This is a genomic window from Streptomyces sp. NPDC048349 (assembly GCF_040651925.1).
Taxonomy (GTDB): domain Bacteria; phylum Actinomycetota; class Actinomycetes; order Streptomycetales; family Streptomycetaceae; genus Streptomyces.
This window is the reverse complement of sequence record NZ_JBEZLA010000034.1, coordinates 66077-81447: the sequence shown is the minus strand read 5'-3', so window position 1 is coordinate 81447 and position 15371 is coordinate 66077. Positions and strand designations below refer to the sequence as shown.

Sequence of the window (15371 nt, the reverse complement as noted above, 5' to 3'; positions counted from 1 at the left end):
CACCTTGAACGAATCGAACGCGACCTTGCCCTGCCCCTGGAACTTGCCCTCCAACGGCTGCGCCGCAGCCACCAGCTGCTTGATCAGCGAACCCAGGTCCGTATTCGACGTCCGCGACCCCGACATCAGATTCGTCAGAACCTGCGACCCCATGTCGAACTTCATCCCACACCCCCGCACACTCGATCGACCGTAAGTATGTCCAGTTCTATCAACTTACATCGCTCCTGCAACCAGCAACCAGCGGGTTGTGACCAGGCTATGACAAGGCGCCAGGCACCTTCACAGCCCCTTCAGATGGCTCATCAGCCGCTCGTAGTCGGCCCATCCCGACAGGTCCGAAGGGTCGCCCGGTAGCGGGTAGTAGTACGCCGGACGGGCCTTCGGGCCCAGCGGCAGCGGCTGTTGGGCCAGCGGCGTCCGTCGGGCGCGGTCGTCCGGCATCGCCCGGACCTCCTCCGCGCCCAGGGCGAAGGCCAGCGGCACGCCCGGTCCCTCGAAGCGCGGCGGTACCAGCAGATCGCGGCGCGCTTTGCGGAGTTGTACGAGCATCGACTGGAGGTGGTGGCGGGTGGCAAGCGCCTCCGCCGTGCGCGGCAGGGCGTCCAGCGGCGGTTCCTCGCCGGCCCCGTAGCCGAGCGCCAGCGTCACGGTCTCCTCGACACCCGCCTTGGTACGGCTGATCCGCACCGTGGCCAGGCCGGGCCGCTGCGGGCTGCCCACGACCACGAACCACGTCGGCTCGGGGGCCCGCGCGAACGCCACGTCGGTCAGCCGGCCCGGCGCCCAGGGCAGGTTGGCCGGTTCGGCCGTGCCCCAGCCCGCCGGCGGCTCGCCGGTCAGCTCGCGCCACACCGTCTCCAGGGCGCCCCCGAGCACCAGCCGGTCGTCGGCGGGGTGGACCGTGCGGAAGGTGATCGCCAGCTGCCGCTCGGCCGTCTCGGCCACCTCCTTGTACGAGGCGGCGACCGGGGTGCGCGGGTCGTCCTCGGTGGCGTCCTCGGCCACCACGGTCGCGAACATGCCCTCCTGCCAGCGCAGCAGCGCGCCCGAGAGCCCGTCGTAGTAGCCCTCACGCTCGTCCTGCACGACCCACCGCGAGGGCCACTGCGGCATGTTCGCCAGCACCGCCGGGGACAGTACGGTCCCCGGCGGGGTGACGACCTGCAGGCCCCGCTCGGCCGCCGCGGCGGCCCGGAAGGCGTCGGAGAGCCAGGCCGTCATGGCGACGACCGGGCGGTCCATGATGACCACGGCGACGTTGGGGGTCAGCACGTCGACGGCGGGCTGCGCCGCGGCGGGCGTGGGCGCGACGCTGACCCCGTCGGTCTGCACCACGGCGAGCGAGCGCGCCGCCTCCGGCGGCCAGGCCGTGCCCCCGGCCAGGGAGGCGAGGCGGGCCGCGAAGGTCCCCGCCAGGCGTTCGGCGTCGGGGACGCCGGTGGTGGCGCGGGCTTCGGTCCACCAGTACGGAACGCGCGGCGCAGTGGCCCCGAGCAGCCGCTCGGCCTCCCCCTCGACCTGGACCAGCAGCGGCGCCTCGACCGAGACCAGCGGCCGACCCTGCTCGTCGCAGAGCTGGACGACCGCCCCCTCGCCCGTCGTGTCCACCAGCTTGTCCGGGCCCCCGGAGAGGAGGCCGGCGAGCACCGCCCACGGATCGGGCATTTTCGGAGTGAGGGCTATGACGTCCTTGGTCATGGGGTCGTACGGTCCTTCGCAGTCCGGGATTCCAGGATGGGACGGGGGCGACGGCAGGGGCCACGGCGGCCGCGGCCGGGCAGGGGGCGGGGCCGCGGGCCTATTCGGGCGTGCACACGGTCTGGATCAGGCGGTTGGACTGGCCCCTGCGGATGAGCACACCGCGCCCGGGCGGCTGCTGGGAGGCGTACACCCCCGGGAACAGCTGGCCCTCGCCGCGGTCACCCGCCATGACGACCGCCGAGGCCCCCGATTCGCGCAGGCCCTGCACCAGCGGCTCGTACATCCCGCGCGAGGCGCCCGCGACGCGGCGCGTCAGGACGAAGTGCAGGCCGATGTCCGCGGCCGACGGGATGTACGGGACGAACGGGGCGAGCGGCGTCTGTCCCGCGGTGGTCAGCACGTCGTAGTCGTCGACGAGCACCACGATCCGCGGGCCGCCGCCCCAGCTGCCCGGCTCCAGGTCCTCCAGGGGGGCGCTGTCGTCGGGCAGCCGCCGCTCCAGCTCGGTGGCGATGCCCGCGGCCAGCCCGGCGCACATCTTGGCGTTGTAGGCGTACCCGCCGTTGAACTCCTCCGGGACCACCCCGCGCAGGCTGCGCCGCGGGTCCATGATGGCGAACACCAGCTCGTCCTGGCCGTAGCGCTCGATGAGGCCGCCGGCGATCGTCTTCAGGAGGTTGGTCTTGCCGCATTCGCTGTCGCCCATGACCAGCAGGTGCTGGTCGTGCCGGAACAGGTCCAGGAGTACGGGCGCCAGCGCGCTCTGGTCGAGGCCGATCGGCACCCGCTTGGGCTCGGCGACCGGGCCCGGCAGCAGGTGCGGCTCCAGCAGGTGCGGCAGCACCCGTACCGGCTGGGCGGCCTCGCCGCTCCAGGTGGCGCGGATCGTACGGGCCGTGCGTTCCAGCACCGCGCCCAGCTCGGCTGTGTCGCGGAGGCCGTCCGTGCGGGGCAGTGCCACCTGGGCGAAGAGCTTGCCGTCGGTGAGGACGCGGCCGGGCTCGTCCGGGGACAGGGTCTCGGCGAGCTTGCGCTCGATGCTGGACTCGCTGGGGTCGTTGAGGCGCAGCTCGACGCGCGTGCCGAAGTTCGACTGGGTGGCGATGCGGACGTCGTTCCAGCGGAGCATGCCCGCGACGACGTGGATGCCGTAGCCGCCACCGCGCTTGAGGACGTCGACGACGGCGTCGTCGAGCTCCTCGAAGTCGTCGCGCAGGGCGCCGAAGCCGTCGATGACGAGGACGATCTCGGCGGAGGCCAGCTCGGGCAGCCGGCCGGCCGCGTGCAGGGTGCGCAGCTGCTCGACGGAGTCGATGTTGTGCTCGCGGAAGACGTCCTCGCGCAGGGCGAGCATGGTGCGTACTTCCTCGACGGTGCGAGCGGCGCGCTCGCGGTCGGCGCGCCCGGCGATCCCGCCCACGTGCGGCAGGCCCGACAGGGCCTGCAGGCCGCCGCCGACCAGGTCGAGGCCGTAGACGCCGACCTCCTGCGGGGTGTGGGTCAGCGCGAGCGAGAGGACCAGGGTGCGCAGCAGGGTGGTCTTGCCGGACTGCGGGCCGCCGATGACGGCGGCGTGGCCGCCCGCGACGGTGAGGTCGAGGTACCACTCGCCCTGCCACTGCCTGGTCGGGTCGTCGAGCAGGCCGAGCGGCACCGAGAGCCGCCCGCGCCGCTTGGACAGCTGCATTCCGCGCGCGCCCACGTCGAGGGGGCCGGCGACCGTGTCCAGGGCGATCGCGTCGGGCAGTGGGGGCAGCCAGATGCGGCGCACCGGAGCGGCGGCGTTCTGCAGCTGGTCGACGATGACGCCCATCTCGGTCGGGCCGGTCTCGCGGCGCCGCGCCGAGGGCTCCTGGGCACCCGTGCTCTCCGGCTTGGACAGGGTGTTGAAGGCCTCGTACTCCAGGGCGAGGGGGCCGCTGTCCTCGTCCTCGGCGCGCTGTACGGGTCCCCGGTAGGCTCCGGAGACGTAGCTGGCCTTGAACCGCTCGTAGTGGCTGGTGTCGACCTTGAGGTAGCCGAAACCGGGCAGCGGCGGCAGGTGGAAGGCGTCGGTGGTGTCCAGGACCGTGCGGGACTCGTCGGCGGAGAAGGTGCGCAGGCCCAGCCGGTAGGAGAGGTAGGTGTCCAGGCCCTTGAGCTTGCCGCCCTCGATGCGCTGGCTGGAGAGCAGCAGGTGCACGCCGATGGAGCGGCCGATGCGGCCGATGGACAGGAACAGGTCGATGAAGTCCGGCTTGGCGGTGAGGAGTTCGCCGAACTCGTCGATGACGACGAACAGGTGGGGCAGCGGGTCCAGGTCGGGCCGGCGCTCGGCGCGCAGCGCGGCGTAGTCGCCGATGTCGGCGACGTTGCCCGCGTCCTTGAGGACCTGCTGGCGGCGCTTGACCTCGCCGGCGAGCGAGGCGTGGACGCGCTCGACGAGACCGGCCTGGTTCTCCAGGTTGGTGATGACGCCGGCCACGTGCGGCAGGTCGGCGAACGGAGCGAAGGTGGCGCCGCCCTTGTAGTCGACGAGGACCAGCGCGAGGTCCTCCGGCGGGTGGGTGGCCACCAGGGCGAGGACGAGGGTGCGCAGCAGTTCGGACTTGCCGGAACCGGTGGCGCCGACGCACAGACCGTGCGGGCCCATGCCCAGCTCGGAGGACTCCTTCAGGTCCAGCAGCACGGGCTCGCGGGAGTCGCTGATGCCGATGGGGACGCGCAGGAAGGCGCGTTCGCCGCGGGGGGCCCACAGGCTCGGCAGGTCGAGGCGGGCCACGTCGTCGATGCCGAGCAGGTCGGCGAAGTCGACGGGCCCGGACAGGGGGGCGTCGATGAGGGATTCCGCGGACAGGCGCAGCGGGGCGAGCATGCGGGCGAGGCCCTCGGCGAAGGGGACGCCGACCTCGTCGACGGTGCCGTGGGCGCTGATGGGCTCATCCTGGCGAAGGTCCTCGATGAGCACCCGGTCGCCGTCGACGGTGATCCGCACGCCGACATGCCCGGGCTCCTGGACCCGCTGTTCGAGCAGGTGGAGGACGGTGACGCCCATCTCGCGCAAGCCGACCGCGTCATCGGGACGCGGCAGTTCCACGGCGTCCTCACCGTGTCCGTCGGTCACGACGAGCAGCCGGGAGGTCATGGCCAGGGCGTCCTTGCCGGACAGTCCGCGGCGCACCTCGGCGGCGTAGGAGGCGCGGCGTCGCAGTTCCGGTCCGACCTGCCGGGCGAGCTGCGCCGCGGAGGGGGCGATGCGGCGGGCGGCGACGGGGCCGTCGAGCTGCTCGGTGTCCAGGAGGTGCGGCATCCACTTGGCCCACTCCCAGTCCTCGAGCCGGTCGCCGGGCACGGCCAGGGCGATCGCCACGTCGTCGGGGGCGTGCAGGGCGGCGGCCTGGACCAGCAGGGCGCGTGCGACGCGCAGGCAGTCCTCGCGGGGGCCGATGACGCTGACGTTGCCGACGCGGTCGAGCGGGACGGTGAGCGGGAGTTCGGTGCCGTTGCGGAAGCGGGCCGTCAGGGCAGATGCCTCGTTGAGCATGAACCGGTCGGGCGGGGTGAGGACGGAGGACCCCTGCTGGCCGATCTGCAGGTCGCGCACGGGCATCTCACCGGTGCCGACGCGCACGCGCAGGAAGTCGCCGTCGACGCGGCGGCGCTCCCACAGCCGGGCCGGGTCGCGGACGATGTCGTACAGGGCGTGCGGCGGCGGGTTGAGGACGTCGGCGTGCTCGCCGCGTTCGCGTTCCTCGGCGGAGAGTTCCTCGCGCAGGTCCTCCAGGTAGGCCAGGTAGGCCTCGCGCTGGGTGCGGCGGGTGCGCTGGGCCTTGCCGCGCTGCGAGAAGACGAGCGCGAGGGAGCCGATGATGGTGACGACCAGGATCAGCGCGCCGAGCGCGGCGAACTGGCTGTTGCGGACGACCGTCATCATCACGACGGACGACATGACCCCGGCCACGGGCAGCAGCGACATCGCGATGTTGCCCGTCTTGCCCTCGGGCAGGTTGGGCGGGGCCTCGATGGTGCGTGCCGCGGGGGCCGCCGGGGGCCTGATGGTCCGCGCCGGGCGGTGGATCAGTCGGGTACTCATCGTCAGTGGCGCTTCTGGGAGAGCTGGAAGACGTCCGCGGCGAGCCGGGCGGCGGTCTGCCTGGTCGAGTGGGCGAGGAGTTCGGTGCGGATGTGGCCGCCGTCCGCCAGGTGACGGTCGTACGGCAGGACGTGGACGCTGGGCCCGGCGGCCTGGAGGGTGCGGGCGGCCTCGGCGACGTCGATCCCGGAGCGCGGCGCCTGCTCCGTGAGCACGACGACGGTGCTCGCCATCACATGCGGGGGCAGGCCCTGCATCCACTGGAGGACCGCGTGCGTGCTGGTGACGCCGTCCAGGGTGGCCGGGGCGGCCAGGACGCGGGCCTGGGAGGCGGAGAGGGCGACGCGGGCGACCTCGGCGGGCAGCGTCTCGCAGTCGACGACGGTCACGCCGAAGTAGCGGCGGAGCGCCACCATGGCCCGCTCGTAGGACCGGGTGTCGAGCATCGCGCCGATCTGGCCCTGGCTGCCGGGCAGCAGCCATGCGTTGTCGCGCAGCTGCACCAGGTAGCCGGTGACGTCGAGCAGCGACATCTGGGGCTCGACGATGCCCGCGACGTCGCCGGTGGTCCAGCGCAGGGTCTCGGCGCCGAGCCGGATCGGCAGCGAGCCCAGGGCGGGGTCGGCCTCGACGAAGAGGACGGGGTCCTGCCGGTAGTGCGCGTACGTGGTGCCGAGCAGGGCGGCGATCGTGGACTTGCCGGCGCCGCCGCGGATGGAGGTGACGGCGATCTGGCGGCCGGTGGTCACGGGCTGCTGGAGCAGTTCGGCGGCGCGGGTGGCCTCGGCCACCTCGCGGGCCGCCGAGGAGGAAACGGTTCTGCGTACGGCGCGCAGGGCGCGGGCGGTGAACGGCTCGCCGTGCCGGGCCCCGCGGCCCACCCCGGCGAGGTTCCGGTCCACCGCGGGCCGGGACTCGGGGGCGCGCGCGCCCTGCCCGTGCCCCGCGGGGGCGTACGCGGCCCGCGGCTGGGGCTGGGCCTGGGGCTGCGGCTGGGGGTGGCCCGGCGGCTGCGGGTGGCCCGGCGGTACGGCGGCGGCCGGCGCTCCGGCCGGGCCCTGCGGCGGGTACCCGTACGCGGCCTCCGCGGCGCCCGGGGCGGGGGGCTGCGGGCCGGGACCCGGCACCGGCTGCTGCGGGCCGGGACCCGGCACCGGCTGCTGCGGGCCGCCCGGACCCTGGGCCGGAGGCTGCGCTCCGCCCCTGAGGTCGCGCAGGACGTCGCCCTGCCAGTTGTCTCCGTGTCGCATGTCTGCCCCTGCCCCTTTTCCTCAGAACTTGTTGAGCAGCTGCCCGTACACGCCGAACACCCCGACGGCGAGCGGGAAGAGCCCCACCATGCCCACCGATTCGACGAGGTCGGCCGTCCGCCGCAGCCGGACCTGCACGTGCTCCGGCGGCTGCACCGCGAGGACGAGCAGCGGAAGCAGTCCCGCGAGGCCCAGCACGGCGAGCGGCCCGGCGCCGCCGCCGTGCTCGGTCCACAGCATCACGAGGCGTACGACGAGCAGCGCCGCGGCGGCGATCAGCGCGACGACCTCGGCGACCAGCGGGAAGGCCCGCGCCCGTGACAGGAGCACCACGGCCGCGAGCGCCGGCAGCGCCACCGTCCACACCGAGGGCTTCTCGGCGAGGGTCAGCAGCCAGCCGGCGGCCGCCGCCGAGACGGCGGTGACGATCGTGGCGAGGGCGAGCCCGCGGTGCGTGGCGGCGAGCGCGTTGCCCACCTCGTGGCGGCTGACGGAGGCGCCGCCCGAGCGGCGGTCGTCGAGCGCGGTGAGCCCGGAGGCCATCAGGGCGAGCCGCGGCAGCAGGCCGAGCACCACGATCGAGACGAGGACCATGACCGCGCCGAGCCGGGCCGGGTCGTCCTGGAGGGCGGCTACGGCCTCCCACAGGGCGGTGATCACGGCAGTGGCGACGGCGCCGATGAGCCCGCCGCGGCCGAGCGGCGAGAAGTAGCCGAGCAGCACCAGCGTCAGGACGAGCGAGCCCGCGACGGCGGCGAGCCGCGCCGGGCCCGGCCAGTGGTAGGCGTCCGCGGCGGTCCACGCGGTGAGCAGGCCCAGCCCGCCGGAGGCGAGCAGGAGGGCCGTGGCCAGACCGCGGTTGCCCTGCCCGATCCGGGAGATGACGGCGCCCGCCGCCATCAGGACGAGCGTGACGGCGACCAGGGCGCCGGTCAGCGAGGCGAGCGCGAACTCGCCGCGGGCGAGCAGCGCGGCGGTCACCGTGAAGGCGACGGTCGCCACGCCCGCGCTGCCCCGCCGGGCGGCGGGACGCCACCGCCAGGCCTGCAGGTCGAGGTCGTCGGCCACCAGGTCGGTGACGTCGTGGACCACGGGGGCGGGGGGCGCGGAATGGCTCCTGACGAGCCGCAGGACGGCCCCGTCGGCTATCCCGGCCGACGCGAGCGTGCTGTCGTGCGGCAGCGCGGAACCGTCCGACGTGATCAGCTGACGGGTCAGCGGACGCGATGCGGCCCGGTCGTCGAGCAGCTGCAGTATGTCCGGGAGCAGCTGCCCGATCGGAGTATCGGAGGGCAGGACCACATCGGCCCGGCGCCGCTCGCCGACCAGGGTCACCCGGCTCAGTTGCGCCCGGGAAGTCGTTGCTGTGCTCACCACTTACGGGAACCTATCATCGCGGGATTGCGACCTTTCGGGCCAAGGGGACATGGCGCTGCTGCGGGACTGTGAACTCTCCCGGATCTGCACGCCTTTGCTGCTTCCTCTACGACTACGGCCACACCCGTGGGCACGGCTACGCCCATGCCTGCGCCTGCGACCGGATGCGACTGCCTGCGACCGCCGGCGCCTAGGACTGCGTCGGCTTGGGCGACTTGGCCGGGGGCGAGGCCGTGGGCTGCGCCGTCTTCGGTGGTTTCGACGGCTTCGGGGACTTCGACGCGGACGGGCTCGCCGCACCGGACGGCTGCTGCTGCGGGTTCGACGGTTGTCCGGGCGGCGGTATCCGGCCCTGTTGCTGTTGCTGTTGCTTCTGCTGCTCGGCCTTCTGCTTCGCGAGCGTGTGCTGGACGAAGGACCACCCGACGCAGCCCGCGCACAGGACGGCCGCGATGGCGATCCCCGCGAACAGCTTCCCGAGCCGCTCGTCCGCCGTGCGCCGCGCCCGCTGCGCGCCGAAGAGCAGGGCGTCCCTCATCCTGCGGCGGCGTACCGCCACCGATTCCAGAAGCTGGCTGTCGTAGTCCCGTGCCATCCGTCGTCCGTTGCCTCAGTCTCGGCTCGTCGAGCGCCAACCACCGCTCCGGGGCGCGGCTCCTGCCCGTGCGCCATACGAAGTCCCCCGTGTTTTGCCCCTGCAACATAGAGCATGCATGCGAATCCGGCACATCCGGACCGGGGACTGAACGGCCCGTGCCGTCAGGGAGCCGGGGGCGCGGACTCCTCGGGGTCGCCGGAGAGACGGACGGTGCTCAGGATGCGCATGACCAGGTCGTCGCCGACGGCGCCGGGGACGCCCGTACGGCCGTGGAAGTCCCAGGCGACGAAGCCCCCCTTGGAGTTGCGGAAGCCGAAGACCACCGCCTGGCCGTCGCCAGCGCAGCGGTGGGGCTGCGGGGCACCGGCGGAACGGGCCTTGACGTACGTGCCCTCCACACCGGACTTCGTGCGGTACTCCACCGGCTCGTCCCAGGTCACGAGGCTCTTGTCGGGCTGGGTGTGCGCGGCGTAGACCCAGGTCGGCGCGCTCTTCTGGGCGACCTCGGTGGTGCTGGCGGCGCCTTCGGCGCCCTTGGTGCCGGCGGCGCCGAGCTTGACGTCCTCGATGCGGCCGTCGCCGTTCGCATCGATGCTGCACCACTGGGACTTGTAGAAGGCGGGGGCCGTGTGGCCGATGAGGACCTTGTCCGGGTCCTTGCGGTCGGTGTAGCCGCTGAAGACGGTGGGCTCGGCGACCTCCCAGTCCGGCGGGACGTCGAACGCGGTGCCGTGCCGGGGGTTGACCACGGTCTTCCACCCGGCGATGAGCGGCTTCGAAGGGTCGGACGGCTCGGCCCGGTCCCCGGCCTGTCCGCGGGCGTACACGACGGCGGTGACGGCGGCGGCGACCGCCAGGGCGGTGACCGCGCAGATCCCGGCGACGGCCCGCCGCCGTCGCTTGCGCGGCTCCGGCGGGCGGGGAAGGGAGGGCTGCGTGTACGGCTGCGGCGGCGGCTGCGTGTACGGCTGCGACGGCTGGGTGTACGGCTGCGGCCGGGGCGGCACCTGGGTGGGCGGGGGCCACTCGGGAGGGCCGAACTGCCCCTGCTGGTACGGGTTGTGCACGTGTCCGTTCCCCTCTGCCCGGTTGCTCGCCTACTTGCCGAAGGAAAGGATCGAGCGGCTCGCGACCTTGGGCTCCGGGCTGACCACCCTGCCGTTGAGCAGGAACAGCCGTCCGCCGGCCCAGGAGATCCGCACCCCGTGGTCGTAGAACACGTCCTCGGCCCCGGCGGCCGCCGCCGGACTGCGCAGCAGCGGCTGCGCGGACCCGTCGGCCGGGGCCAGGGACACGACCGAGCCCGTCTCGCCGCTGCCGGGCGAGACGTAGACGACGACCCTGCCGTCCTCGACGGCGAGCGGCCACATGGTGCGGCCCTCCGGCTGCTCGGCCGTGCGCCACTTCTCCTTGCCCGTGTTCAGGTCGACGGCGACGACCTGGACCGTCTCCTCGATGCCGAGGTTCTCGCCGGGCTTTCCGGCGCCGATGTAGAGCGTGTCGGCGTCGGCCACGGCGGCGTAGCACTCCTGGTAGCCGCTCGAGTTGCCCCACCCGTTGCACCGGCCGCTGACCGCGAACCCGGCGTCGGCCTGCGACCGGACCTTGCCGTCGGCCGTGAAGGCGGTCGTGTTCCACGTCTTCTTGCCCGTGTTGTACGCCGCGACCACCAGCGGCTCCACGGACAGCACCCGGCCGACGTTCCAGCCCGCGTCGTAGGTGTGGCTCCACTTGGAGGCGCCCGTGGCCGGATCCAGCTCCTCGACCATCGACCGCGCGGCCGAGGCGGGTTCTTTCGGGGGGAAGCAGTTGCGCAGCGAGATCAGCCGTGAGCCCCCGGCGAAGGCGTGCGGGGAGCAGCCGTTCGTGTGCGACGTACCGAAGAGCTTCCTGCCGTCGGTGACCGAGACGCCGCTCATGACGGCCGAGCGGGCCACGGCCACGGTGTCACCGGAGATGGCCATCTCCAGCTGCAGCGAGGCGTCGTGGGCCTTCTCCTGCGGTAGCGGCACCTTCCAGCCGGCCGTGCCCGTGGCGAGGTCGATCTGCTGGAGCTGGGTGCACTGCGACGTGGTCGAGTCGCTCTCCTTGAGGCCCACGACCAGCTTGCCGGTGGCGGAGGGGGCCTGGGGCACTCCACACAGAGGCGTCTGCAGCGCGAGCTTCCACTTCTCCTGGCCGTCGGCCACCGCATAGCCGGTGACCTCCTTGTTCATCGCCTTGACCACGACGTCGCCCACCCGCCACGGCCCGAACTGCTCGGCTCCCGACCCCGCGAGCTCGGTCTGGTTGTCGCGCAGCCAGACCCGGGCCTCGCCGGGCTGGATGCCGGCATTGGGGTCGTAGGCGGCGGGGCCGCCGCCGGGGCCCTTGCCGTCGCCCTGGTCGACCGAGGGGGAACGGGAGGGCATGGCCGCATCCTCGGCGCCCTTGCCGCCCGTGCCGTCCTCACCCCGGCCGCCGCCGGCCGCGAGGTACGCGCCGCCCCCGATGACGAGGAGAACACCGACCAGTGCCGCGAGGACGACCGCGGTCCGGCCCCTGGGCCGGCCGCCCCGACGCGGGCCCGCGGCGCCGCTGGTGCCGCCGGACCGCGGCTCGAACGGTTCGGGGGGCGGCCCGAAGCCGGCAGGTGTCTGGTTCATGCCATGAGTGTGGCCGATCCGGAAGTATTTCTAGAATCGGTTTTTAGACTTCTTGCCGCGGACCGCCAGGTCGCCCGTGGAAGGGGGCCGGGCTACGTTGGAACGGCGGGGGCTTCGCTTCACGTGGCAGGAGGCCGGCCATGACGACACGGTGGCGCAGAGCGGCGGTGGGAGCGGCCGCGGTAGGGCTGGTCGTGGCACCGCTCGGCGCGCAGGCCGGATACGCGCAGGCCGGATACCCGGGGGCCGGATACCCGGGGGCCGGGTCCGTCGCACCGTCCCTCGCGGCCTCGGCGGTGGAGGCGCCCCCGGGGGAGGCGCCGCCCGCCCCCGACGACTTCCCCCGGCTGACCCCGGCCGTGGCCGCGCAGCTGGACGAGGCCGTCAAGAAGGCCATGGCCGAGGCGAAGGTGCCCGGGGTGATGGTGGCCCTGTCGGCGCCGGGCAAGGGCGAGTACGTACGGTCCTTCGGCGTCGCGGACAAGGCGACGAACGCGCCCATGGCCACCGATCTGTACATGCGGATCGGGAGCGTGACCAAGACGTTCACCGTGACCGCCGTGCTGCAGCTGGTCGACGAGGGCAAGGTCCGGCTGGACGACCCGATCGGCACCTACGTGGACGGCGTCCCGAACGGGGACCGGATCACCCTGCGCGAGCTGGCCGGGATGCGGAGCGGACTGTTCAACTACTCTGCGGACGAGAGCTTCTACAAGGCCCTGACCAGCGACCCGCAGAAGGTGTTCACCCCGCAGGAGCTGCTCGCGTACTCCTTCAAGCACCCGGTGCTCTTCGAGCCGGACGCGGAGTTCCTCTACTGCAACACCAACCTGATCCTGCTCGGGCTGGTCGTGGAGAAGGCGACCGGGCAGAAGCTCGAGGACTACATCAACCGCGAGGTCGTCGCGGCGGCCGGACTGAAGCACACGCTGTTCCCGACCGGTGCGGAGTTCCCCAGTCCGCACGCCCACGGCTACACGGACCAGACGGCTTCGGGGAAGACCGAGGACGCCACCAACTGGAACCCCTCCTGGGGGTGGGCCGCAGGGGCGATGATCTCGGACCTCCCCGACATGCGGAGCTGGGCGAAGACCCTGGCCACCGGGACCCTCCTGGAGCCCGCCACCCAGGCCGAGCGGCTGAAGGTGGTCCCGGCCCTGCCCGGCACGGGTTACGGCCTGGGCATCTTCAACGTCCAGGGCTGGATCGGGCACAACGGCTCACTGCCCGGCTACGGCTCGCTGGTGGTGTACATGCCGCAGACGCAGGCCACGATGGTGGTGCTGCTCAACACGGACATCGGCTACGAGGGCTCGGAGCCCAGCACGCTGTTCGGTGAGGCCATCACCAAGATCGTCACGCCCGGGCACGTCTACACGCTCCCCGCCCAGCCCGTCACCGGAAAATGACCGGTCGCCCTCCCCGCTCCTGCGCGCACAATGGTCCCGGCGCACGGGAGTGGATCAAGGGAGACGCAGATGAGCGGTCAGGCAACGCAGTCGGGTGTCGCGGTACGCACCGCGGGCGAGGCGGACCTCGACGTGGCGGCGGAACTGTTCCGCGGCTACCTGGAGTTCTACGAGGTCGACGTGAAGGACGCGCAGCGCCCGCGCGCCTTCCTGGCGGAGCGCCTCGCGAACGATGAGTCCCAGGTCCTGCTCGCGGACGTCCCGAACGCCGGGACGGTGGGGTTCGCGCAGGTCTACCGGACCTTCTCGTCCCTCTCCATGCGGCCCATCTGGGTCCTGGGCGACCTGTACGTCGCCCCCGCCGGCCGCCGCACGGGCGCGGGCCGGGCCCTGCTGCAGGAGGTGCTGCGCCGGGCCCGTGAGGCCGGGGTGGCCGGGGTCCAGCTGGAGACCGCGTACGACAACACCCTCGCGCAGGGGCTGTACGAGGCGGAGGGCTTCGTGCGCGAGGGCTTCCACGTCTACTTCCACGAACTGGGCTAGCGGGCGGGGGCGGTGCTCGCACATCGACCAATCGTCCAATCGACGAATCGACAATCGACCGGGTTCGGGCTCGCGTTGGGGTGCGGCTTCGGTTCCGAACCCCCCGACTCCGCCGGCGGTTTCGGCTACTTGGCGTCCGCGTAGCACTCGACGACGGCCGTGGTGAACGGGAACCGGACCGGCGTGTCGCCGAAGGTGATCCGCCCGGCCCGGTCGCCGGCGGCGCGGATCGCCTCGGCGACGGCCCCGGCCTCCGCGGCCGGGCAGTGCACGATCACCTCGTCGTGCTGGAAGAACACCAGCTCGGCCCGCATCCCGGCCAGGGTCTGCCGCAAGGCCGCGAGCAGCAGCAGGGCCCAGTCGGCGGCGCTGCCCTGCACGACGAAGTTGCGGGTGAACCGGCCGCGGGCCCGGGTGTTGGTCGAGGCGTAGCTCGGGGTCCAGGCGTCTTCCCGGTCCTGCGGGATCCCGGCCTCGCCCTCCTCGGGGACCCCGGCCGGCGGCGGGCAGGTGCGGCCGAGCCAGGTCCGTACGAGCCGGCCCTCCTCCCCGGCCCTGGCCGCGTCGTCCACGTACGCCACGGCCCGCGGGAAGCGGCGGCGCAGGGCGGCCAGGTTCTTGAGGCCGTCGCCGGAGGTCTGTCCGTAGACGGCGCCCAGTACGGCGATCTTGGCCTTGTCGCGGTCGCCGGAGAAGCCCTGGCGGGAGACGGCGGTGTAGAGGTCCTCGGGCCGCCCGGCCACCTCCATGAAGGCGGGGTCGCGGGAGATCGCGGCCAGCACCCGGGGCTCCATCTGGTCGGCGTCGGCCACCACCAGCCGCCAGCCCGGGTCGGCGACGACCGCCCGGCGGATGACCTTGGGGATCTGCAGCGCCCCGCCGCCGTTGGTCACCCAGCGGCCGGTGAGGGTGCCGCCGGGGATGAACTCCGGGCGGAAGCGGCCGTCGCGCACCCAGTCCGCGAGCCAGCTCCAGCCGTGGGCGGTGTAGATCCGGTACAGCTTCTTGTACGCGAGCAGCGGCTCGACGGCGGGATGGTCGAGCTCCTGGATCTCCCAGCGGCGGGTGGACTTGAGCTTGATGCCGGCCTCCGCGAAGGCCTTGATGACGTCGGTGGGCAGCTCGGGGCGCACGCGCCGGCCGAAGGCGGCGGAGATCCGGTCGGCCAGCTCGGCGAGGCGGCGGGGCTCCCCACCGCCCGCGTAGCGCTCGCCGAGCAGCTCGGTCAGCAGGGCGCGGTGGACGTCGGCCCGCCAGGGCAGGCCCGCGCGGTTCATCTCGGCGGCGACGAGGAACGCCGCGGACTCGGCGGCGGTGAGCAGCCGCATGCGGTCGGGGTGGGCGGTGGCGTCGAGCCGTCTGGCCTGGTCCGCATGGACGGCGAGCAGGGCGTCGAGGGGGACGGGGGTGGCGGGGCGGGGGTCGAAGAGGGAGTCCTGGGCGGCGGGCACGGCGGCGCGCTGCGGGGGATCGGGTGGTACGGGCGCGTCGGTGAGCCGGGCCCAGGCGGCGGCCGCCGAGCGGGGCTCGCCGAAGCGGCCCTCGTGGCCGAGGAGCAGCAGCTCGACGTCCTCGATGTCGTGGCAGCGCTCGACGCGGGCGCCGGCGGCGAGCAGGCGGGGGTACACGGCGGCGGTGGACCGCCAGACCCAGCGGGTGCCGGGCGGTGCGGCGCGGATCGCCTCGGCGGGGTCGCGCACGGTGATCCGGGGCCCGGCGCCGGGGGTCACGGGCGCGGCGTGCCATCGGCCGTCGGCGTCCTCGGCCAGGGCC

Annotated in this window: 9 protein-coding genes and 1 pseudogene; 2 read left to right on the top strand and 8 right to left on the bottom strand. The window is 73.4% G+C overall.

Annotated elements, in window-relative coordinates; translation table 11 throughout:
• Positions 1 to 282: 282 nt before the first annotated feature.
• From AB0D44_RS19855 to AB0D44_RS19825, 7 genes and pseudogenes are all read right to left on the bottom strand, one after another.
• Complete coding sequence (locus AB0D44_RS19855) at positions 283 to 1701, bottom strand: DUF6177 family protein (RefSeq protein WP_362592408.1); 1419 nt, start codon at positions 1699 to 1701, stop codon at positions 283 to 285.
• A 100-nt stretch (positions 1702 to 1801) separates the two neighbouring features.
• Positions 1802 to 5776, bottom strand: a complete 3975-nt coding sequence (gene eccCa / locus AB0D44_RS19850; protein WP_362592405.1) for a type VII secretion protein EccCa — start codon at positions 5774 to 5776, stop codon at positions 1802 to 1804.
• A gap of 2 nt (positions 5777 to 5778) precedes the next feature.
• The gene (locus AB0D44_RS19845) at positions 5779 to 7026 is read right to left on the bottom strand and encodes a MinD/ParA family protein (RefSeq protein WP_362592403.1); all 1248 of its coding nucleotides are present in this window, start codon (positions 7024 to 7026) and stop codon (positions 5779 to 5781) included.
• Positions 7027 to 7047: 21 nt separating this feature from the next.
• Positions 7048 to 8403, bottom strand: a complete 1356-nt coding sequence (gene eccD / locus AB0D44_RS19840) for a type VII secretion integral membrane protein EccD (RefSeq protein ID WP_362592401.1) — start codon at positions 8401 to 8403, stop codon at positions 7048 to 7050.
• 358 nt (positions 8404 to 8761) lie between these two features.
• Positions 8762 to 8998 (bottom strand): annotated as a pseudogene (locus tag AB0D44_RS19835) (hypothetical protein); the annotation flags it as partial.
• 164 nt (positions 8999 to 9162) lie between these two features.
• Complete coding sequence (locus tag AB0D44_RS19830; RefSeq protein WP_362592399.1) at positions 9163 to 10068, bottom strand: hypothetical protein; 906 nt, start codon at positions 10066 to 10068, stop codon at positions 9163 to 9165.
• Between the two features lie 30 nt (positions 10069 to 10098).
• A complete protein-coding gene (locus tag AB0D44_RS19825; RefSeq protein ID WP_362592396.1) occupies positions 10099 to 11646 on the bottom strand; it encodes a PQQ-binding-like beta-propeller repeat protein in 1548 nt (515 codons plus the stop codon).
• A gap of 140 nt (positions 11647 to 11786) precedes the next feature.
• Between AB0D44_RS19825 and AB0D44_RS19820 the strand changes: the two genes are divergently transcribed.
• Both AB0D44_RS19820 and AB0D44_RS19815 read left to right on the top strand, forming a co-directional pair.
• A complete protein-coding gene (locus AB0D44_RS19820) occupies positions 11787 to 13055 on the top strand; it encodes a serine hydrolase domain-containing protein (RefSeq protein ID WP_362592394.1) in 1269 nt (422 codons plus the stop codon).
• Positions 13056 to 13124: 69 nt separating this feature from the next.
• Entirely contained in the window at positions 13125 to 13598 is a 474-nt protein-coding gene (locus AB0D44_RS19815; protein ID WP_362592391.1) for a GNAT family N-acetyltransferase, read from the top strand.
• Between the two features lie 125 nt (positions 13599 to 13723).
• Here the strand turns inward: AB0D44_RS19815 and AB0D44_RS19810 are convergent, their stop codons facing one another.
• On the bottom strand, positions 13724 to 15328 hold the full coding sequence (locus tag AB0D44_RS19810) for a bifunctional 3'-5' exonuclease/DNA polymerase (protein ID WP_362592423.1): 1605 nt from the start codon (positions 15326 to 15328) through the stop codon (positions 13724 to 13726).
• Positions 15329 to 15371 lie beyond the last annotated feature (43 nt).